General features: G+C 45.4%; 5 protein-coding genes. All 5 read right to left on the reverse strand.

All coding sequences use genetic code 11. The features are described 5' to 3' along the window. Positions 1 to 67: 67 nt before the first annotated feature. The 5 genes from AKG98_RS09390 to sbcD all read right to left on the reverse strand — a co-directional run bounded on the left by AKG98_RS09390 (position 68) and on the right by sbcD (position 24,336). Positions 68 to 17,377: a LamG domain-containing protein gene (locus tag AKG98_RS09390; RefSeq protein ID WP_157534099.1), complete on the reverse strand. Its 17,310-nt coding sequence runs from the start codon at positions 17,375 to 17,377 to the stop codon at positions 68 to 70. 833 nt (positions 17,378 to 18,210) lie between these two features. Beyond that, on the reverse strand, positions 18,211 to 18,591 hold the full coding sequence (locus AKG98_RS09395) for a VOC family protein (RefSeq protein ID WP_067044731.1): 381 nt from the start codon (positions 18,589 to 18,591) through the stop codon (positions 18,211 to 18,213). A 245-nt stretch (positions 18,592 to 18,836) separates the two neighbouring features. Next, positions 18,837 to 19,277: a YtoQ family protein gene (locus AKG98_RS09400; protein ID WP_067044734.1), complete on the reverse strand. Its 441-nt coding sequence runs from the start codon at positions 19,275 to 19,277 to the stop codon at positions 18,837 to 18,839. Between the two features lie 149 nt (positions 19,278 to 19,426). Further along, the gene (locus AKG98_RS09405; protein ID WP_067044737.1) at positions 19,427 to 23,098 is read right to left on the reverse strand and encodes an AAA family ATPase; all 3,672 of its coding nucleotides are present in this window, start codon (positions 23,096 to 23,098) and stop codon (positions 19,427 to 19,429) included. Then, positions 23,098 to 24,336 carry an exonuclease subunit SbcD gene (gene sbcD, locus AKG98_RS09410; RefSeq protein WP_067044740.1) on the reverse strand — a complete coding sequence of 413 codons (1,239 nt, stop codon included), beginning with the start codon at positions 24,334 to 24,336 and terminating at the stop codon, positions 23,098 to 23,100. The genes AKG98_RS09405 and sbcD overlap by 1 nt, the downstream gene beginning before the upstream one ends. Positions 24,337 to 24,444 lie beyond the last annotated feature (108 nt).

Below are 24,444 nucleotides of genomic sequence, written 5' to 3' on the forward strand. Positions count from 1 at the left end.
TCCTTAAACGGTACTAAAAGCGACACTTCCCAGTGTCGCTTTATCATTTACTTTCAACTTACTTATCTCAGTTCACTCGCTGTACTTCTCCCAATCCAGTCTTTATATTCATCCCCCCAAAGTGGCGGATGGTGCCGTCCTGATTACTGATACGGCCATCGCGATTACGGTCGTATAAGTGGTACGGAATATCTAAATTGGCAAGACCTTTAGCGTCCGTGAAGGTCATGGGTTCACCAGGGTCGAGCTGTAGGTTATTGTTGGCGTCGAAGTATAGTATTGCGCCTGCTAGCGCTACACCTGAACCTGATTTAGCCCCGCCAGCCCAATGCGCACCGTCTTTATCAAATTCAAACAATGGGAAGTAGCCTATAAGCTCTTCCCAGACTTTGACTTTGAAGGTTTCGATATAGGCTTCAAAATCTACGTAGAAGGTGAAACCGATATCGAAGGTGCTTATTGGGTCGTTGATCATTTGCATCACGAAATCATAGGCACGGATTTTACCGTCGTAAACGCCGCCCGCGGTGAAATCACCATTTTGGTTTTGGATAGGGTCGCACGAGTCTGGAGTGCTTGGTTCACATAAATCCACCACATCGATACCACCGCCTATTCCCGGTCCACCTTGGAAGAACGCACCGAACACACCAAGATCTATGCCTGCGCCAATATCCACTTCGGCGTTACCAGCCAGTTCGTATTTATCCCACACTGTGATACCCGGCAATTGGCGTTCAGCGCCTTTCCAGAACACTTTGTTGGCGCTAGTATCGCCACCAGCGTAGTAGCTTTGCTCGTTCCAATCGCGCAGGAATACGCTATTCAGTAAGCGAATTGACCGATCACCAGCAGACAGTTCACCTTGACAATCCCACACAACCCCCGGCGCGTCACTACCGCAAACAGCAGAGAGAAGCCCCGCAGTGTCAATGCCGACCATGGTATCTGAGACAATCTGCATTTTGCCTGATATCTTGCCTTTAAAGATTGGCATTGGTGGTGGACGCCAACCTTTTTCAACCTCAAAGCCAAAGTGGAGATCTGGAATATCGATGAGCATTAAATCAGCTGGGTCACCGAAGACGAATTTCAATACATCCATTGGATTTGACAGAATTGGGAAACTGATCACGCCGCGCTGTTGTAAATCGGCATAACGTGATTTGACCTTACTCATACTGGTGTTTTTCTGTGTGCTTGGTTTGCCCGGTGGCGGCTTCACAGGTTCCATAGGTTTAACTGTAGATGGTGTAAGTGTGCCACCAAAAGTTTTGATGTATTGGTAATTTTTATCAATACCTAAGACTATATGCCCCAGCTGATTTACATAAGGCACCAGAGATAGGTTGATATTAGTGAAATCCGATGAGGTTTGATAAGGCACGATGCGAATCACTTCAGGTGATAGCTGGTAACCATCCAGTGAAATCACTCGTTCATCCAGAGCTTGCACCCCAGATAGTTCGTCACCAAGATCACCGGCAATTTTGATCATCTGCACCATGCTGCCAATGAATTCCAAGAAACGATTGACGCTTTTCAGCTGCTTCTGAAAACGCTCAGCTTTCGGGCCTCCGCTACGCAAAAATGGCGTTGGCACTTCTAAAATCGTGACTTTACCGTCGTAGTTAGCATCAAATACGTGCGTTAAGTTCAGCGACTGAAAGATCTTCATGTCGGCGGTTAGCGCATTGGCAATCGGCTGAACAGGATCTAAGAAGTTGCTCATTGCCCCCAAAGGTTCTACCAATTTATCGGAAATAAATTCACCAATATCTAGTTCCAAATTAAAGGCACCAAACATAAACTCACCACCGTGACTAGACACATCCGAAAAGCTACCTTCAAACTGGTAGTTCGACACCAGTCCAATATTAGTAGATACCGACGGCCCGGGAATACTGAAGCCTTGGTAGTTTTCATCATCATCGGTTTCTTTATATAGATTGGCGTCAATGCCTGCGTTAATTTTCGCGTACAGCGCCGCATTACCAGCGAGCGAATAGGATACCAGATCTTTTGGATTCGCAAAGTCGGTCAAATAAACCAAGCCTTGAAGTTTACCCGTTTCGGTACCATTACGCGGGTCACGAAGCGCGACACTCAGGTAAATATTTGCCTCCGCCATAGGTTGAATAGCCAGCGATGATGCTTGTAATACTTCACCAAAGCCAAATTCGTGGTAGTTGATGCGTCCACCAGTCCAGCCTTTGGCATCAAGCTTGCCATCTGCTGGATACGATATGGTGTCGGACATTAACCCATTAAACGGCACATTTTCAAAGGTGGCTTGAATGACGCCGTCATTACCCAGTTCAAAGCTAAGTTTACGAAAAGCCGTATCACTAGTAACAGAGATAAAGAAGTCGTCCACTAATTGAGTTTGTCCGTACATGATGCCACCAGGATCGGACGTTTTAATGAGCTCCCATACCTGTTTTAAGGTTTTACGGTTCACTAAGTTAGCTGTATCTTGCCAACCAGTTAAGTCCACTAGCTCGACATTAATGGCGCTCTCCAAAGACGATACTCCGTCCTCAGTCAACACTTTTGCATCTTCTGGCACATATATCACATTCGGGTTTTGCACTTCGCAGTCAGCAGTACCAGCGGCTACTTCTGTGTAGCTGCCACAGCTTTCAACATGATAGCCTTTTATCAGAATGTCATTTTGTGCTTGGGTTTCATTATCCCAATACAAGGCATTACCCTCTTCATCAACTGCAAGTAAATCTTTACAGAAGGCTTTTAAGCTGGCATCGGCCGGGTCAACAGGAGTTTGCTCATAGTTGCCACAACTTAGAACCCAACTCTCTAATTCAAGCTCTGGCTTACGGTAGTAGCTGTAACTTCCGTCTTTGGCTATGGCCAGCACCCCGTATTGGCCGACAACATAAGCAGGGACATCGGCCGTATTGCTTTCTTCAACATTGACGATGGTGCTTTTAGCATTCATAGCGCCAGTTAAGCGACCAAACACTTCATCGGGTGCGATGATACTAGTTGCATCCACATCGGTTGGAATACGTCGCGCTTGGTTGATGGAACCGCCGAGTAAGAAGAATTGCATGTCGCCACGGAATTCAATCGAAGCAGCCAGTTCTCCGGTCAATTTAGATAGAGCATTGGCTTTTTTGCTATCGTCACCTGGTTGATCTTCGACAAACATCAGCATGTGTCGCGTGATGGTGTAGTCCGCAACCACTTTAGACGAAACAGCGTCTTCTGCAGCTATTTCGATAACAGGCACATCAATCAAACTCGAATTTGGCGGGAAGTTCTGCGACTTAGCTGGAAGCGACGAAAATTTCCACGTCCACTTCACAGTTTTACTACCGTCCTTACCTTGTACTTTACCTATGATTTTCAACTTACCATTGGCCACTGCCAAAGTTTCTTTGTAAATGGTTTTGGTTTTAAACGCATTACTATCACTTGGAAAGTATCGTTTCGACGCACTGCCACCTTGCTGCCATGTAGCTTTCACTTCTAAACGAGAGCTGATATTGCATTTCCAACTGCTACTGCTTGTGGAACTGCGGCACTCAGTCGTCACCGATTTGGTTTTGTCGGAATAGGTGCTATTCACTGGCACTATGATGTCACCGACAGTTACCTTATCAACGGGTTCAGCCTTGTTGACTTTGGCTTTCGCTACATAGCTATCTGGGTGAAAGTAACCTAACGGGTCACTTGAGCCCTCTCGCTGTACACCAACACTAAAGCCTAAATTCAAGGTTTGAGACGAGTGGGCAGTCATAGATTTATCGTTAGGGCCGTAGTTTTGCGAGTAGATATCAAATACGCGAATATACTCATTTGCATAAGTTAATTTAGTATTAGTGCTACTCAAATATTCCAACACCCCGCGTATATACTCTTTTTTCAAGGAGTCTGACTGACGATTAGAAGCGAGTACATTACCAGGATCGATGGTAACACCTAGCTGGATTTGAGTAACTTTATTCGGTCCAATCGAGTCAGGCTGACGCAGGGATATTGCAATCACATCGCCATACTCTATTACACGATTGCCTTCAACTGTAGGGTTAGTCACATAGCCAACCAAGGTGCCGAAATCCTTTACCCCACCATGTGAGCCTTTCTTCCAACCATTTAAGTCCCAATTCATGCTTTGGTTTTCTTCCAGCCATTTCCATCGCAATTCCGGACAAATAGTGTAAACGTCGCAGTAACTATCCTTAAGTCCCGTATTAATAGCTTTAATATTTCCCGGCTCGATTGCTAGCGCTTGCTTATCAAATAAGCTACCGTCACGGGTGACAAACGATACACCTGAATTACCAACACTGGTACTTTCCCAGGTTTTCAACTCGTAGATATTCACAGGCTCCATTTGCGGCGCGCCGAGCAATGCATTGAGTGTTTCTTGCTCTGTCACCACAAACACGCTTGGGGTCATCTTGTTACCGTCATCACCACTTTGAACAGAGCGGAAATTTATGCCAAACACTAAGTCTGCGGTAAATTTAGCCGTACCCGCTGCCGAACCGGAGAAGTGCCCCATACTCGGCATACCTAAATCAGTTTTAAGTTCATTGGTGGCAATGCTAATACCCGCAGTATATGACAATCGCATGATCAATTTTTCGCTGTCGAATTTCAACACTTGCAGCGGCACGTTGTACTGAGCGAACGTAGATTGCAGCACAGCATTAATCACGTTGGCAAGGCCTTCAGTAGTTAGATGCGGCTGCGCGGTGATTTTTGCGATTAACAGCGGCAGCATGCGATCGATAAAGCTTGGCACTTTGGCTTCTTCGCTGTTACCTGTAGTGTCAGAAGTTGGGCCTCCACCCATACGGCCAAACACAGGTACGCTGGTATCATAAAAACGCTGCTGTATAAAATTCAGTGCTTCGGCAAGCCCTTGTGCCAACACTTGCGGCGGCAAACCTTGCTCGCGTAAACGCACCGTATGTGGTAAACGTCCGACTCGCACAACATGCAGTTCGTCCTCAGCTGACAATAACACGCCACTAAACTGCACAGCATTGTTTGCATCCGATGCCAGTAGCTCGTCGTTCATGGTGACAACCAGTTTTTCTGCGTTTTGATCCACTTGCAGGGTGCTAACAAAAGTCATGGCAACCCGTGCATGATTACTAAACTGAACCACAAACGTATCATTAACTTGACGCATATCCGTAGGATCAAGACCATTATTCAGCAGGTTGAAATCCACTAGATACTGGAAGCTGCCATCAGCAGTTAAGGTCAGTTCGCCATAATTCCCCTCCAATTTTTCCCCTACTTTCACCAGACTGTCGGTACCATTGATGTTATTGGCATCAAAGAGCGGATTAGTATGGACCAGCTGGTTACCGGCCCATAAATCTACACCCTCGCTATCGCGTAAATTAACACGTGTAACGACGGGTTCCAGCACGGGGCGACCAGCTTTAATGATCTTGTACTTCACACTACTATCCGCTACCGAACCACCTATGGTGTTTGGCGTCACGTTACCGCTAATGAAGCGTTTCGGTCCAGACACTTCACATACGGTTTGCTCGGCGGATCCTTTACAGACGGCTGGCGGGTTACCATTGATCAGGGCTTGATAATAAGTTTTGTCAGTGCCATTGTGATCCTGCTGGTATTTATTGACTTCGATATTGAAAGCGACAAACTCCTGCTGCAATTCACCGCCTGCCACGCCACTACTCATTTCAAACACAAAGGAGTCTGTCACGCGCCACTCCTCGCTGTACTGCAAAGCGCTTTCGATTGTGTCGGTATTAAACATATAGGTATAGGTATAGGTACCGTGGCTGCCATCAAAGGTGAAGGTCAGGTTACCGAATTTTCCCGCTGGGAAGTTGATGCTGGTTTGATCTGTCACGTCAGCAAATTCAATCCGCTCTAAAGCTTTGATTTGCACTGCCACTTGCTGGCTAATAACGCTGCCTTGCAATGGTTTCATGGTGTAATCAAACACATCGTAAATTTCACCACTGGCTGATTGGTTTATCGCTTTCAGCATGTCTTGGCTGTTATCCGCACTGCCATAGTCACCATTGCTGAGCACATATACAAAGTCGCCCGAAAAAATATTATCCGTACCTTTAAGTGGTGTCAGAGTACCGAAGTCTGACTCCTGGTGTGTCATAGTCACGTCACTAATTTCCACCACTTTGGCTTCACCATCATTCTCATTATCTGGCGACGTCATATTCAGTGCGCCTTTCATACTGTTGTAGAACGGCTCACATTTACTTAGGTCCGTCGGGTTGTTCGCACAACCCGAGCTGCTATCTAGCAGAGTGAAATACAGGTCACTGAAGCGTGGCGATTTACTGTCGTAATTTTCCATTTGGTTGTTGTACAGCTGCACATCAATCGTCTGCCATTGGTTCCAATTGGTATTATCAAAAGTCACACTAGACACATTGAAGAAGGAACCATCAAAGGCATTTTTATGACGCACACTGGTATTATAGAAATCTAAACTTACTTGCGTTTGCGGCTGGGACATCAAACCAACCTTAAAGCCATTGAAGTTGCCTTCGTCCACGGTCAATCCCTGCATTGGAAGTACGTATTTCAGGCCAACTTCTTCGTTGTCCATAATGCGCACCCCAGCAGTTTTATATTGCGGATTGCCCTCATCCAACAGATATTGATCGCCGTCGTAATCACCGTTGCCGACTGGCGGTTCAATAATAAGTACCACTTTTTCATAGCGGGCCGCTAAGCTTTCTTCCGGTGTGAAGTCATCGATTGGGAAGATCGGTAAACTGACACGAGTTTTGTCTTGTGGAATAAACAAGGTGCCTTGCTTGATCACATCGTAAGCTTGAAAATCGGGTCCAGGATCGTTCAAGCCTCCACCCGATGGTGGTACTGTTTCCGCGGTTGCGCCAAATGCAGCGCCCTCTTCAACGCCAATAACGCGATAATGCACACCTAAGCCACCAGGAATACCCACAGGATCTAATACCGATAAGGTGAAATAGCCAGGATGGGTATTTTCGCTAGCGTTGAGATCAACCCCTGCACGTACAACAGGTTTGTCGTTGTCTTCGATGCTTACTGTGATTGGGTCTTGTAAGCGAGCAAGGAAGGCCGCTGCTAATGGCTGCTGTGCCACACCAGTCAAGTTAGCATTTATTAAATCAAGATTGGCTTCAAAGCTATTTCCCACTTGCGTGAAGTTGATTGACGTTGGCATATCCGCACAACTTTGGTTAACTCGAACGCAAGTTGGCGCATCAACATAACCCAGAACTTCATAGCTAAAGTTTGACTCACCTTGGTCTGAGGTTTCTGTCATACGCACTGTGATATCTAAGGTATGGTTGTCGTAAGCATCATCATCGTCGGTAAAGTAGAAGCGTTGTTCCACATAGAAACCTTCATTGAGGTCAGGTCGTAAAGTATAACTAAGTGCGCCACCTAAATCCCAGCGCAATTGCCCCATATCACCAGACAAGGCTTGCTCGGGATTTGCCAATAACATGTCGATGGTGGAAATACTGGTGTATTCCACTTTTTGGTCATCAATAGCACTAACTGTAAAGGTTTGTCCCAATTGCCAATCATCTGGCGTGAAGTACAAGGTTAAGCTGTCGCCTGCTAAATTACCGGCATGTTCGAAGAAGTTACCAAGGCTCTTGCCCATTGCTTGTTTAACTACAGTAAGAGAACGGGTCGCAGCATAGTCGCTGTTATTATGCTCTTTGCTTTGCACCTGAATCGAATCTAGCCCATCAGCATTTACCAGCAGTTTTTGCCACTGCAGGTAGTTATCTTTGGTGAAGCTCACTGTCATACTTGAGTCACCCACAACGCCAACATCCACGCTATCCGCTGGAGCTGCAGACAAGCGCACATTGAGGATCACCTTGCCCGCTTCATCGGCGAATACAGCCACATCATCATTATCCGCCAGTTGAACACCACCTTTAGTAAGCGCCATACGCCAATCTTGCAACACGAGGCGCTGCGCAGGGCTATCTACAACAGTTAGATCTCGAGGTTCACCATAAACTGAACGTACACTTTCCCTGGTGAACATGGCAGATAAACTGACGGTATTGCCAGTGCTTAGAGATTCATCGTCGATGCGCTGCCACTGTTGCCAGTCTTGCGCAGTAAAGTTCAGTTGATGCTCGATACTGGTACCTATGCTAGTGATAGTGATTCGGTCATCGCCGCTAATCTTCGTACTTGGACGCACACCAAAACTCACAACAGGGTCCTGAGCCAGTTTATTTTTATGCAGGAGTTCTTGCACAGCGCTAGCACTGTTACCAATAATTTCACCCGTTAACAGATCAATTACTTCGATGGCAGGCGATTTGCTGCTAACATCCGCAGCGGATAAACGTGCACTGATCGTCTCGGTGCTAAGCTTGCCATAACTATTGTCTACCATAAATGACAATTGCTCTAGCGGCTTGTTACGCTCTGCATATCGCATTTGTTGGAACTCATATTCACCAGATTCATGCCAACACCAGTTACCGTAATCGCCTTTAGTGGAAATGCCTGCGGCACCGCTTGGTAATGTACAGTCTAGGATGTTAGCTTCGCGGTGAATGCTTCTGCTATAAATACGACGAATTTGTTGGCTATCATCATTGGTTGTTAGCGCGCGCACAAGTTTGCGCTGTGGGAAAAGTGTAAGCTCCTTGTCTGTCGGTTGTAATGTCAGTGCAACGGGTGCCCTAGGTTGGGCAGCTAAACTCACGGTTAATGCATTCACTTGCCCTTCACTCGATACTACGACGCCCATCGCATCAACATTCGGTAGGCTAGCAAACTGTAGGTTTACCACGGCTTGGTCGTCATTATCGCTACTTATTGCCGGCAGCACCGCGGCTTGTTTGTCGTAAGTAATATCACCACTGCTTGCGACGACCGCGATCACAAACGCTTCATCGGGATCATCCACTTGATCATCAATGCCTTTAATCCAGAATATTTTTGGCTCCTGCCAGTCATTCTTATTAGCAGTGAATTGCATGAAAATAGTATCGGTAAAGCCGCTGTCCGCAGGCGCAGTCTTCAAGTCACTTCCCAACGCCAGTAATCCGCCGTTAATCGGGTTACTGCTTGCCACACGAATAGATACTTCACGTGTTGGCTGACTCCGCAACTTAACTTTGTAGGCGGTCGCATCACCAATTTCTGACACCCTTACTGCAGCAGTAACTTCTGCGTCATTAGCATCGAGTAATACTAGCCCTGGCTGATCATTATCTTCAATTTTAATAATGGCGCGGTCTTCTCCGTCAGCGTAGTGATACTGCGCTTGCTCAGGTTTACCCTCCACCAATTGCACCACAATGCTTTCAGAGGTTTCAACATACGCATCATCAAGTACCGTGACACGGATATCCGCACTGCTGCTACCTTTTGGAATGGTAACAAAATCATAACCTTGCGATGTGAACAAGTGAATTTCCCCAGCATTATCGCTGACTAATATATCGTCAAAGCCATCGTTATCCATATCCGCCAATTGCGCATATGCGACTTGATCAAACGGATGATATTTGATGTTGACTCGACGATATTCAGGAGCAAGATAACGCGCGGCTTGCTTTAAAAAGCGCGCAATATGGCTGCGAGGCGCAGGAAAGTATACAGGTGCTGCGTCACTACCAAAGTTTTCGTAATAAGTCAGCGCGCCAGGCGTTTGTCCTGGTAAATTACGCAAAGTATCAAGGATTAAATCATGATCGCCATCGCGGTCTAAATCCACATATTGCGGCGTAATATTCCGCTGCTGTAGGCGCTTACTGAGTGATAGCTGCGCAAATGATGAACTATCTCGCTCACGTTGGCGCAGTTGCCATTGTTGGTTATCCGCATGTACATCAAAACTCAATATTTGGTTTTTGGCGGTGAGCAACAATCGCGGTTTTCCACTACTAGTCGGCACAAAAGCAGGCGCGAATATCTGTGGATCTTCTTGGTTTCCCCCTCGCGCGAGATATTGTACCTCAACGCTTTGTAATCCAGCGAATTGCACTGCACTATCCGCTAAACCACCAGCAGCACGAATATTCGCGGCATTACTGATATTACGCAATAATGCGACTTTGCCAGAGCTCAAACCCGCAACGAGATCAAGGTCTTTATCACCGTCAATATCTCCCAATGCCAGCGGCGCGGCATAACCTAGGTTAATATCTGTGGTTATCCGTTGATAATGTTCAGCTTTAACTTCACGCGCACCTTTAGACGCTGGCGTTGAAAGCATAAAGCTCAACTCACCACGACGATTCACAATCGCCACATCATTACGCTGGTCATTATTGAGATCACCGATAGCGAACGTGCTTTGTCCGTCGGTCATTTCAGGCGTTAGATCAAAGATGTTTTGCATTTTCGATGCATGGCTGCTCAAACCTTCGTAATCCAGGTTCACCGTGGCAGAACGCTGGATTTTCCATAATGCTTGCTGATTGGCTTGCAAGCTGGTATCGATAATTTCACCGTCCTTGTTGAGCAATAGCAGTTCGTTTTCAGTCTTTTGTAAGGTGAAATCGTTAAACCCCCAATATCCGAGTAAGCCAGCATTATCTCTGTCAGTTAGAGAGACTAAACTAGTGTAATAGTTTTGCGCAATTTCTAGGTCTGAACGCGCTTCGCCCCACACCCGAACTTCATCTATTAAGCCGTTCAGGTAATCTGTTTTTCCTTTGCCAATATCGGTGAGTGTTAACGGTGCTTTGTCGTGAAATAGCGTATCTTTTTGCTTAATTTTTTCACCGTTAACAAATAGTGCTTGACCTAAGTCTCCCACTCGCCACGCTATATGAAAACCAATACCGGCCGCTAGTTTGCTTGGCAACGCTGCCGACAATCCACCAAATGTCTGTAGCTCACCATTCGACAAAAACAGTAAATCTATCGTTTCCCCGTCTGTAGCAGTACCTGCAAAAATACCCTGTTTTGAATTGTTCTCTGTCGGGTAGATCCACGCCTCTAGAGTAAATAGATCGTTATTTTGTTCTTGCAACACTATTGGCTTTGCCAACTGTAGCGCCCGAGCGCTCTGCAGGAAGGCGTCATTACTTTTGGGCTGCGGCGCGAGATCTAAGGCCTTGTTACCTGGATCGGTTACGCCGAGCTGTGCGACCGTGTAGTACACGTTGATGTTTTCGCTCGCGTTAATAATTTCTCTGCCATCTGCAGATTTAAGCGTCACCGTTAACTTTTGTTCGCCAGCATTTTCCTGCACGACAGTAAAACCACTGAGCACGACCCGCGGTTTGGTGAAATCTGGTAACGCGCTCATGCTGGTTGCCAGCGCCGGAGCCTTGTTATAGTCACTCAAATCAATTGTTTGAGGTATATTCACATTGGTTGATAAATGTAGACTAAAACTCAGTCCTTGTGGTTGCGGGCGTGGATTAGGTTCAAAACGCCACCTAATACCACCTTCTTTATTAACCAGTGTAATCTCGCCGAATTCAGTGACTAGCACTTCATTTGGTGCCGCACGCACAGGTTCGCGTCCTTGGGGCTGATAGCTAAAATACTCCAGGTCGGCGAAATTTTCAACGCTTGTACTAACTAACTGACTGGCTAAGGTTAGCCCTGGCTGGCCGGCGTTAATAACCAAAGTGCCAAGTGCACCTTGCTGGTCTGTATTGATCACCCACTGAATGCCCGACACAGTAACCACATCACGAATATCACCAATGTCAGTATAATATTGCTCATTAAGCTCAACAGCGGCGGTGAACGTCACTGGATCTATATCCACTGGAACAGATGTTATGTTTAGCCCAGCAGCTTCTTCATCGCTCATGGCGCTAATGATAATACTGTAGTCACCATCTTCAATTTTTGAACCCAGCAATTTACCGTTTTCCAAACGCCAGAACCAGCCAAGATCATTGCCTTGGGCATCATGTATTTTAATGCTTTCCAGCGTCTTATTGGTAAAACCAATACTCTTGATGGCTTCGCCACGGGCTTTAGCGAAATAAACCGTGTCGTTTTGTGTCGTGTTTGGGTAAATTTGAATAGTGATCGTATCAGTATTGAATTGATCAACTGTCTCTGACTCGCTTCGCTGCGTAGCAGTCACCGTCGCTTTTGACAAGCTAGGATCATAGTCAACATTTGCCACAGGCCCTGCCGCGATTGCGGTAACATTAATGTATTGTGGAATAGACCAGTTATCCGAAGTGAATGTGAACTGCTGACAATTGTCACCCTCACCAGCTTGACACTTAAGACCCAATTCTGCGGTGTTACCTGCTTTAGTTTTTGGATATTCAATAGTAACATCGATAACAATATTGGCATTGTTTGCGGGCTTACCAGCAAGCTGGAAGCCGATTCGCTGCGTTTGGCCCACGCTTAGACTGACAACCGCAGGATCGGTTGGGCGATCTTGCAATGTAATCGCCACCTTGCTCGTACTATCGACAGTCAGAATGCTGTCTGTGACTAGGCTTGCCGAAAAACCAGAGGTGAACTCCAACCAACCCGGTGCTTGGTGCGGCGTAACACCTTCAGCTTGACCTTCCGGATCACCTGCCAAGGTGACCGAGCTTACCTGATATTCACCGCCTTTATAGAGGAAAGGTGAGGCACTCAAACGCAGCTCAATCTCATTACTGCTTGTTTCAACGCCCGCGCCAGAGGCTTCGAGCAAAGTAACAGGCAAGGTAAGGCGCGTGAATGAAATATTCGCGGCATCAATAACTTCCAGAGTTTCGGCACTGGGGCGCTTCCACGCCACGGACAAATGGTCATCATCACGTGAGTTAATTTGCACTATTTCTAGGGTATATTCTTTGCCTTGGGTGAATGTCAATAGCGCCGAGCGCTGCTGAGATGCTTGCTGGCCGGCAGTTCCGTCGCCTTCTGCTACATCATCCCAATACCAATCTCGGATACCGGGATAATCAGGATCTTTGTCCAACTGCTGGCCATCGAGAATAATATTGGTGTAATCCTTCGGGGCATAATAGTCAGGAAAATCTTGGAAAATCAGAGTTAGTGATTTACCATCGTAACCATCAAAAAAAGGATCACAATCGCCTGGATTACTGAACGTCAACGAATTTTCCATCACCGCAGAGCCCTCTCCCTGCCATGTTACACCACCTGAAGAATACGTTAAGTTATCATCTTGACAAATATGGTCAGTATCAATCATACCCTTGAAAATACTGACAGTATTATGGTTCCCCCTTGGCAGGGTACCTTTTGAAGTATCTGCCATGGTGTATTCAATTTCCCACTCGGTATCGGCATAGATATTGTCGCCAAAACGTTCCAACGTAAATTTGGCACGAGTCATTGGACTACCTACATAATTATTTTTTTGAGTTTCAATGTTGTAACGACCGTACTTTTCAACGCCTTTAATCCAACTGATCTCCTCACGTTTACCGTCAGCATCAAGCAGATACATTTTTGCGTCACCATCTGATGCTAACGCAAACTGATATTCGCCACTTTCCGGTGCTGTAATATTGACCGTAATACGTCGACCAATCTTTGAACTCCAATCTATTGCCGGGATCTCCAATTTGTCCGTCAGAATATCCATGCGACTCGGCACACCTTGAGTGAATGCTTCTGATTGCATAAATACATCAAGGGATTCTGTATCGATATTTTCATACACTTCCACCACAAACCCTCCATCAACCGTCGCAGGCGACAACCATTCCACTGGAATCGGTGTCGCAGTGTTGCGTGTCACTCCAGCTTGTCGTGTTTGATTTGGATCCGAGACTGAATATGAATAGTTCATTTGCACTATTTGAAATGGCCCAATGCTTGGCGCTTCATACAGGGCTTCGAGGTAATAACGCGTATTCGCTTTTAGCTCAATGGATGCCGATTCTGCTACAGGTTTCTCATCAGGGATTCCATTGTGATCTGTATCTTTGAAATAAGGAAGAATCAAGCCTTTGTTTTGACTGTAATCATCGATAGTATTCATCCATAATTCAACACGCTGATTACCTTGCTTCTGGTAACTGAAAATATACCAGCCAGTTTGATCGACAGTAATACTTCCGCGCTGGCGCACAATATGATTAGATGGAATGGTAGCTAATGTCAGCGGATCATCACTGTCGTTGATTTGTGCTTTGTAAGGTTGCTCTGGTAACACTATGTACTTGAAATTTTCAGAAGGTGCAGACTCCAATGTTTGGCCTGTTGATCCCGGATTATTCGCCACAAGTTCGTATAACAAACCATGCTGAGTGATATTGCCCCCCTCATTATTAAGGCCGTCCTTAACTTGGGTGATCACAATATTTTTTATGCGACTGTCGTTTTGCTGTACTTGTAAGTTACCCGATGGGGTGATCCCAAGGATCTCGACCTCTGGCAGCAAGCGCACCATGTCGCCTTTGGAAGCGGAATCCGGTAAATGCTGACTGATTAAAATACGCGCCTGCTCGTCATCTTGTACTTGCATCTTCGCCGTGTGCATGCTGCTGACTTGAATATTACTTAACACAGCGTCGTTTTGGTCTACCACCGAATTAACGGTAACACTCAGTACGCGATCACCATTCACTAAGCTATCGTCTGCCACAGGAATAGCCACTTGCGCGACTTGCTGCCACGCTGGAATGGCAACTTTATAGGTTTTGGTGTTACTGTTTATGACCGACGTAACATTCGCCACAACGGCGACAGGTAAAGGCTGGCTCAGCACAACATTGAAGAGTGGGTAATCTAAAAACCCTTCCCGATAGTCTTCCATGGTGGCTTGCACGCCTACCTGCACTTGGCGTGCACTTACTTGCGGTATAGCCGCTTCTTTGATTTTAAAGCGAGTTGGGTTGTCGCTTGGTGTCAACGTACGGTTAAGCTCCTCACTATATTCACTGTCGCTACTACTTACGGCAACCGAGATTGAGTGTTCCCAATTACCATCGGCAATACTAACAGCTTGATATAAATGCCAGGTTTTGGCTCCAAAAGCTAGTTCCTGGTTATTTATCGTAACCACTACATTTGCAGTGGGTTGACTGCCGAGTTTAACCCAAAAAGCCAAACCACCACTTTCATCGATTAATAACGGGTTGTGAAGGTCATTATCATCCGTCACTGGTTCGCCATTAATCGCGTCGATAATCACTATTTCTGCAGTAAATTCACCACTATCGTGCACAGCTAATTTAACATTATTGGCGGTATTGTCGTCTGTCACCGTATAAAATTGGTAATTCCCCGCTGGCGTGTTAAATAACACTTTGCAGACCGATTGATTGTCGTCGTTACAGAAATTATCCTGGTCATAGCTAGGATCTTCAGGAAATGCCTCTAGCGATAAAGCAAAGGTCTGTGTAGCGTCTTTCACGGCATCTGGTAATGCGCTAAAATAAATACGCGCGGAGCCCGGTGGTAGTGCCTGTTCTTCTTTCGACTCAACTGACGTAACAGGAATAACCACGGCATTAAACACCTGAGCACCTTTTTCACCTGGCAATTCGCCTGCAATGCCTTCATATCGTTCATTGTTATAGTTGACTTGATTGCTGAGTACATCACTCGGTTTGTCCACAATGCTGTAATGTACAGTTAAACCACCCGCTAATGCATTATTAAATAATTCACCAGTAATAAAACTTGTATACTTATTTACGTTAGTTGCCCAATCTTCCGGTAAGGCACTGGTTTTTCCATCGCGAAAGAAATTAACCGGACGCTTGGCTTGCACGGTCACATAACCTAAACCTTTAAGGTCATCCACGTCGATACGACTTGCTCGACCGCCCGATTTACAATCCATCTCTGGAGCTTGCGCACGCTGTTCTAACGCATCTGCCGCATCACAGATAGCGGTGTGATTCATCGCTGCGTCTTGCAGTAGTTCCACCTGATAGTTGGCGTCTTCGATAATAATTGTTTGCGAGATGTTATCGTTGGCGAGTTGATAGTCAGGCCCTGCTAATAGTGACACTGTAAAGCTTTCGTCGCCCTCTAGCACTTTATCTAGATACAACTGTATACCGCTATAGACGCCAAGTTCGTTGGTGGCGCTGGCATCTGGCAAGCTCACGTAATATTTGCCAACTTGACCTGCTGGCAACATAAGCTTGATTAAGTTAGAGCCATTCCAAGCGAAATCTGCGCCCTTATCGGTTTCGATATTACCTGAACCTTTTTCCGCTAGGCCATCAAGGTCTGAGAGATATAAATACACTGGAACTTTAGCGCCACCTTGGTTAGGTAGGCTGCCATCAATAGTAATGACTAAATTAGCGCGTTCACCTTCTACAAAGCGTGTTTGATCTGCACCATAAAGGTCTACAACGGACAAGCTCAGTGTAGGTGAATTGTTGTTAATGGTGTTATTATCTTGGTCTGTACCTATTGAGCCGTCCCAGACAAAAATAGCATTGCCTGAATTAGCTGCACGATTACCGCTAAAACTGGCGTTATTAACGATTAATTCCGCGCCATTGTCACCCCGTACAAAAATACCACCGCCTAGGCCAGCACCATCACCGCCGGAACCGCCTGAGCCACCACCAGAGTCGCTGCCGTTTGAGCCACCACTCCCTTTTTCACCAGCAAATTTACCACCCAATCCGCCACCACCACCGCGACCATGTTCCGGCTTAGAAGCAAACTCCCAGTCATCTTGGCCGCCGCCACCGCCGCCACCGCCGCCAGCACCAAAGCCGCCTTTACCGCCATTTCCACCATGACGTGCTGAGTCAGGCGTCCCGCCGTGATCACCACCACCACCACCGGCAGAGCCAGCACCATGTCCAAACTCACCACTACCCCCGTGCTGCTTCTCCTGCGCTGGGCAGCGATTTGCACCATGATGATCACATACGTCACCACCACGGCCTTTCCCACCACCGCCAGAGTCGCTCGGCACATAGGTCGCCCCACTGTTCATACGTGCGCCATCAGAGCCTGCATTTCCGGGATGTGATTGTCCGTTGTCATCACCATTGCCACCTTTACCCGCTCTCCCACTTGAAAGACCTTCTTTCGCAATATTATCAGTTACCGCTATATGTTCTAAAATCACTAGACCATTATTGACAAACATGGCGCCACCCGCACCCAGTCCTCCGCCAGCACCAACCGCCGCATCACCACCTTTTACGTAACCATTGTTTAGTTCCACAGTTTGCAGTGCGAAAAAACCGTCTTTACTGTTATCTACAAACAAATGCTGATCATAGCTACCTGCGTCGATTGTAGTTTTGCTACTGTTATTACCTAGTAACCAAATCGGATGATTAAGATCCCCAATCTTGTTTAAGGCACGACTTAGCGAAATCTTACCTGTTTCACGAATATCAATAACACAACCATCACCACAGTTTCGGTCTGAAATCGCCGCTTCAATCGCTTCATTCAAAGCTGACTCGTTATTGCTATTCACCACAATCAGCCCCGGCATAATAGTAATATCGTCCGAACTCCGATCTGGTGAAGATGGAACTGAACTAACGTCAGAGCTGAAGTTGTATAAATAAACAGAAATCAGGAGCACAACACACAGAGGTACTGCAACTCTCGTTAATTTGTTTATCCGGGTAAGCGAATTCGGAGATATCATAATTATTTAGGTCCACAAGCGAAAGTAACACAAACACAGAAAGTGCAACATACGTAAATTTACGTAAATATATGTAAATTCACGCCGAACATACTCCATAATAGGTACTCAATTGTAAATATATAAACCCTATAAATCAGGGATAGATCACTCTTTAGATTTGATTTTTGTTAAGTAGCAATTAGTGGGGGATTATTGAAAAGGATTATTACGGGGCGGGATTATAGCGACAGTACCAAGCCTATCGCCAATCATCTTACCAGACGCATTCAAGTTATCTAATGCATCTAAGGTAGCAAATCAAACCTCATTAAATGCAACATTAATATATACCTTTCCTGCAGCAATGCTCTCGACAATAATCGACCCGTCTGAAGTTGTTATAAAATCAATCACTAGATCAACGTTGTGCCCAGTATTTGTTTCAGAAACAACGTGGTCGTTCATATTTGTGAATGCTGAAGAAGAAGTGATAATTAATAACGACTGAATTTAGACTTAGAATGACGTGCTTATAAGATCCGACAACTGAAGAATACTGCCTTCAAGTATAATGTGTGGTAGTGATATATAGCAGGGGGCTAAAGAAAAGTTATTATTGCTAAGATAGGTACTAGAACCTATCTTAGTCTATTGGCAGCCACCTATTTAATTTGTTAGTTACTTGCCTCAGGTTTGCAATGAAAGTTCAGTTTATTACCATCTAGGTCTCTAAAATAGGCGCAATAGAAACCACCAGAACGCACACCAGGGTCGCCTTCATTTTGCCCGCCTAAGGCTAATGCTTTTTTATGCAGCTTATCGACCTCTTCTGTCGAAGAAACACTTAAAGCAACCATAGTGCCATTACCATAACTTGCATCTTCACCATCAAAGGGGTTACCGATTGCTAGCGTAGGTTTTCCTTCACCAAAACTCCAAGCTAAAAATGTTTTTGAATCGGCTACTTTTTTAGCGCCCATCATGTCCATTAAAGCGCTGTAAAAATAACGCGAAACGTCGATGTTTTGTGACCCTAACATTACATATCCAATCATTCATATTCTCCTATGTGGTATTTTTCACACAACAACGATTTTATTTATGAAAAACACCTTACCAATTTAAGATAGCAAGATGAATATTGTACCACTACAATACCTACATATTTTGAATTGACGATATCGTACACATATAGTCCACCCCGAGTACGTCAAAGGTGATAAATAGCAGACAAAGGGCCATATATTCGCTCATCGACCGGTAGGCACAGACAAACCTAATATGTTGAATTTTAGATTTATTACTTAGCGACCAAGTATGTCAATATTTCCACAATTTGATTTGGTGTTGTTGCCCAAGATTGCGCGGAACCATCAACTTCTTTCAAAGCATGGATCAAGCTTTCGTCATGTAAGGTAATATAAGGTTTACCTAAAGCAGCGCAGTAACCAGCATCAAAGGCAGCATTCCATTGCTTATATTTCTCACCGAAGCGTATGACCGCAAGATCACAATTTTTGATAGCCGTTTGAATTCGAATAGCATTCACTTTTGATGATTTATGATCTCGCCAAAATGACGTACTTTCTTCACCTAAACAATCGCCAGCAGCATCACTTGCTTCATGATTTGTTATTGCTGACGTAAATTGAATATCCAGACCTTTCTGTTCGCAGCCACTGATAATTTGTTCGCGCCAATCACTGTGAATTTCACCTGACAAATAAACAACGTATTTCATTAATTTTACCTATTGTGTTGAAAATATAGTAACAATACCCTAACAATTTAAAACAATAAGGTAAACGGCGCGATTGATAATGAAGGGGGTTATAGCGATAGTACAAAGCCCGTCGCCATTCATGTCATCATCTATCAATACAACTTAAACTAACTCACAACAGTAAATGAACTCAGGCCTAAGCCACTGCCCTTGTTCACTTTAACTTGCACTGGAATGCGTTCTTTTAAGGCTTCAACATGACTGATAACGCCAATCATCTTACCTGACGCATTCAAGTTATCTAGCGCATCCAAGGCGATGTCTAAAGTCTCCGCATCTAACGTGCCAAAGCCTTCATCAAGGAATAGCGAGTCAATACTGGTCTTGTGGCTAACCAAGTCAGATAAACCCAGTGCCAGCGCTAAACTAACCAAGAAGCTTTCGCCGCCGGATAAGGTTTTGGTATCACGCACCGCATCGGCTAACCAAGTATCCACCACCTGTAAAGCCAAGGCTTCGCTGCCTGATGCGAGCTTACGTTGCAACTGGTAACGGCTGTGTAAACGGTTTAATTGTTGGTTGGCTAAAGTCACTAAATGATCTAACGTTAACCCCTGAGCAAAGCGGCGGAACTTACTGCCATCTTTCGAGCCAATCAAGCTATGTAGATAAGCTTTGTCATCGTAGTCTGCTTCACAGGTTTTGATCTGCTGATAAAAGTCAGCTAAATCAGCGCTACGTGCGGTATCATCGGCAAGACGTTGTTTCAACTCACCTTGACGCTGTAAACCTTGATTTAACTGTGTCGTGATCTCGTCTAACTGAGTAACAATAGTGGCAATATCCAATTCAGTTAATTGTGTCTGTTGCAGTGTTAGCAAACGCTCACTGGCTTGCTCAAATAACACCTGGCAACGTGTTAAGTTCACGGTCAATTGTGATTTAAGCGCCAATAAACGCTGCTTTTCCTCTGCAGGCAGTAACGCCTGATTAAACTCTGCTTCTGTGGCAAAAGGACTCGTCGCTAACGCTTGCTGCCATGTCGCTAAACAATCACTCGATTCTTGCTGTTGCTGCGTCAAACCTTGTTGTAATGTCGTTAACTCACCTTGCTGTGCATGCAACTGATTCGATAACGCATGATCTTGCGTTGAACATGCCTGATGTGCTTGTTCTACGGCAGTTAATTGTTGCTGCATCGTTTGTCGTGCATCTGCTACGCTACGCTGACCAAATAACTGCTGACGTTGCTGCTGTTTAGCCGTGAGGTTCTCAGACAAGCTAGACAAAGTTTCTAAGGTCTGCGTTATCGCTAATTCCAATTTAGCCAGCTGTTCACGTAATGGCGTTAACTGACTTTCTGCCGCGACATACTGCTCATTCGCTGACTGTAACAACTGCGCTTGCTGTTCCCAGGTTTGTAGTGCTTGCTGACACTGAACTAACCAGTGATCTAGTTGGCTCCATTCCGGTAATGTAAGTCCTAGCTCTGTCACGCTATTGGTCAACGCTTGTTGTAATTCGGTTAATACCTGCGCTTGTTGCTGCACTTCTTGTGTTAGTTTCTGCTCAGCGTCTTGTGTTGCCTTTACATCGCGATTTACCAATTCAATTTGATGTTGTAGCTGTGCACTGTTTTTATCAAATTCAGTCAATCCCTGTTGCGCACTTTGTAATTGCATGTTCACTGTTTTCAACGCTTGAATACGTTGTGACAACTGCGTTAATTGCAGGCCTTGCTGCTGGATAAATGCCTGCGTATTGGCGCTATCCTCAATCATAAGGTTGGTATTCAGTTGCTGAGTATAATCCTGCCATTGGGCAGTCAAAGATGCTAGTTGCGGCTGTAATGTGCAGTTACGACGATGACAGTGTTCAAGTTTGGTATTTGCTTCGACCAAACGGTTTTTAAGCTCACCGCCATCGGTTTCAATCTGTTTTAAGTCCAGCTCTAATTGGATTTTACGCTGTACTGTCAACGAGTCGGCAATATGCTGGTACTCTTCCACTAGCGGATGCGCTGTCGAACCACATAACTGACACGCTTGCCCCGGTTCTAACTGACTGCGTAATTGTTCTAGACTGGCAATTTTCTGTTCTTGTTCTAATAAACGCTGAACATCATTTAACTCGTTCTTTTTGGTTTTAAACAAGTCGCGCTTGGCGGTGATCTCGACATTAATATCGGCAAGTTGTTGCTGTAGTCCCGTTATACTTGCTTGATTAACATCAAACTCTTGCGACTCAGTCAGGTAACGCTGTTGTAAACTGGGTAACTGCTCAACAATACCCTGTAAGCGTGATTGCTGACTAAAGGCCTGTTCAAGATCAGCTAAATCATCACCCGCGAGTAAATTAGAGACTTGCTGCAGCGCTTGATTAACGGCCTCTTTCACCGACTGCTCACGTTCAATATTGGCCGTCACGTTATTCGCTAGCTGCTGTTGCGCTGTTAAACTTTGCTGTAGCGACTGCTGGTTAGCAATCACTTGCTGCTGCAGTGTCGCGACATTAGCTTGTTGTTGATTACATTGCTGTATCTGACTTTGCCATAACGGTAATCGGGTACTCAACTGCGCATCTTGTGCATGTTGTTGCTGATACGCTTGGCATGCGTTGACTGTCGCTTTAGCGGTTTCGGCTGTTTGCGTTAATGCGGCTAGACTCTGTTGCGTGGTCTGCAGTTCACTATTTTGTTGTTGCTGTTGCGACTTAAATTGCAGTTGTTCTTTGGTCAACTGCGCACACTCATTATCCAATGGTATGATCTGCTCATTGATTAATATTTCTTGAGCTTGGTTTTGCTGTTTACTGGCATCAAGTTGTGCTTGGCTAGACTGCAGTTTCAGCTGGTTATCCGCGACAGCTGTTTGAGCAGAAATCACTGACGCTTGCAATGCGTGTTGCTTTTGTTCTAATTCCGCTAGCTTGGTATTTGCCTGCGTTAAATGAGTAAAAGGTAAACGCAACGCTTCCGCTGGTTCAGCCTTTTCTAATTGTTCTAATTCAAGCTGTTGGTTTACTGTTTCTTGCTCTGCATTCGCTAAGCTGAGTTGTGCTTCTGTAGCACTGACTTGTGCTTTTTCAAGCTGCTCGCGCCACTGCTTTTTCTGCTGTAAACTGGTTTGCTGTTGGCTAAGGTCAGTCACTAAACTTTCTACCCTAGTTTGCTCACAGACGATCTCAGTACGTTGCTCGTCACTGAGTAAGTTAACCCCGTCTGCTTTCGCACGGAGTTTATCTAATTCCGCTTTGGCTAGGTTATGACTTTCAAATACCGCTTGTGAGATCTGACCGTAAATTTCTGTACCTGTCAGTTCTTCTAATAACTCGGCACGATCGTTAGCGGGCGCATTCAAAAACGCGGCAAACTCACCTTGTGACAACAGCATAGATTTACGGAAACGTGAAAAATCGAGTCCGGTGATTTCCGCCACCAGCTGCTTTTTCAATTTCACTTGGCTTGCCAGAATATTACCCGATACAACTTCAGCCAGTTCTACCTTCATCTCTTGTAAATTGCCCTGCGGACTGTTTTTAGCTCGGCGCTGACTCCAGCTGGCGCGGTAACCTTTACCTTGCACTTCAAATTCAACTTCTGCGGCACACTCTGCGGTATTACGCGTCATCACCTCGTTTTGCGATTTCGATATCGCTAAGCGTGGCGTCTCGTGATACAAGGCCAAACAGATCGCATCGAGGATGGTGGTTTTACCGGCACCTGTAGGACCTGTGATCGCAAATAGACCATTACTTAAAAACGGTTCTTGGTCAAAATTAAGCTGCCACTCGCCTTTTAACGAGTTAATATTTTTAAAGGAAAGACGTTTGATCTTCATTATTTGTCCTCCTGTGTCGCATGCTCTACTTGCTCAACGATTTGGCTAAAGGCGAGTTCAATACGTGATTTACGGGCAATTTCCGCATCTGTCGTAAACTCAACGCCTTCTAAACAACGTTGGAAAACATCATTCACAGACAATTCTGATAAGGTTTCTTTAACTTGGCTATGCAAATGCTGCTCTCTGTCTTTACGGGCTCGGCGCACTTGTAAGACTTCAACAGGCAAGTCTGTGGTCATCATTTCAATGCGGGTTTGTAAATCGGTTAAATAATCTTGCTCTTGCACTTCAATGCTCAGCCATACCGGAAGCTCATCATCGTGTGTTTTAAACTCGGCTAATTGTGCTTCAATACTTTCAAGGTTGCCTTTAAGTACTTGCATCGGTTGGAATTGTGGGATGGTCAGTTCGGTAACATCCTCTAACGCCCCTTTAGCAAAACTCACTAAGTTTACGCTCTTCAAATTTTTTACTTCATCAAAACTAAGGGGGATTGGTGAACCGCTGTAACGGATATGATCTGATTTTGCGACCTTCTGCGCACGGTGAATATGACCAAGGGCAATGTAATCAGCGGCAGGAAATTGATTCGCAGGGAATGCTTCCAGTGTACCAATATAGATATCGCGCACCGACTCTGTGACCGATACACCCAGCGCAGTTAAATGACCCGTGGCAATAATCGGCACTGCGAACCCAAGTTGTTCACGCTTTTGCTTAGCGAGTTGATACAAATTACTGTAATGCTCGGTAATTGCCGCACCTAAACGCTGCTGTTTTTCAGCGCCTGATTGCCATGCTTCACTTTGCATCACGTCGCGGGGGCGAATAAACGGTACCGCACAAAGCAATGCCCCCACTTCACCTTGGCGATCCTTTAACTCTAGCACCTGCTGCTCTAAATCAAGTGACACACTCGAGATAACTCGGGTATTAAGCTGCGACAATAATTGCTTTGATTCATTTAACGTCGCCACAGAATCATGATTACCCGCTAGAATAATTAACTGACACTGCACTTTACTCATGGCAACAACAAAACTATTGTATAACTCACGCGCATAACTTGGCGGTGTGCCGGTATCAAAAATATCACCCGCGACAATAACTGCATCTACTTGATGCTGTTCTACCTGTTCGAGTAACCAAGCCATAAAACAGCTGTGTTCGTTAGCGCGACTTTTTGTGATGAAATGCTGGCCAAGATGCCAATCGGAGGTGTGCAGTATTTTCATGAAACGTTTGTTTCCTAGCGGTAAATGTAAGCTACCGCTAGTGTAGATAAATACTGGTTTTACTTCCAGTTGTTTTAGCCCTAATCACTTAAGTTACAAAAAATTAAC

Source organism: Moritella sp. JT01 (assembly GCF_001574435.1).
Taxonomy (GTDB): domain Bacteria; phylum Pseudomonadota; class Gammaproteobacteria; order Enterobacterales; family Moritellaceae; genus Moritella.

Coding starts and splice junctions, on each gene's coding strand:
- AKG98_RS09395 (WP_067044731.1), bottom strand. CDS start 18,591: ATGATTGGATATGTAATGTTAGGGTCACAAAACATCGACGTTTCGCGT.
- AKG98_RS09400 (WP_067044734.1), bottom strand. CDS start 19,277: ATGAAATACGTTGTTTATTTGTCAGGTGAAATTCACAGTGATTGGCGC.
- AKG98_RS09405 (WP_067044737.1), bottom strand. CDS start 23,098: ATGAAGATCAAACGTCTTTCCTTTAAAAATATTAACTCGTTAAAAGGC.
- sbcD (WP_067044740.1), bottom strand. CDS start 24,336: ATGAAAATACTGCACACCTCCGATTGGCATCTTGGCCAGCATTTCATC.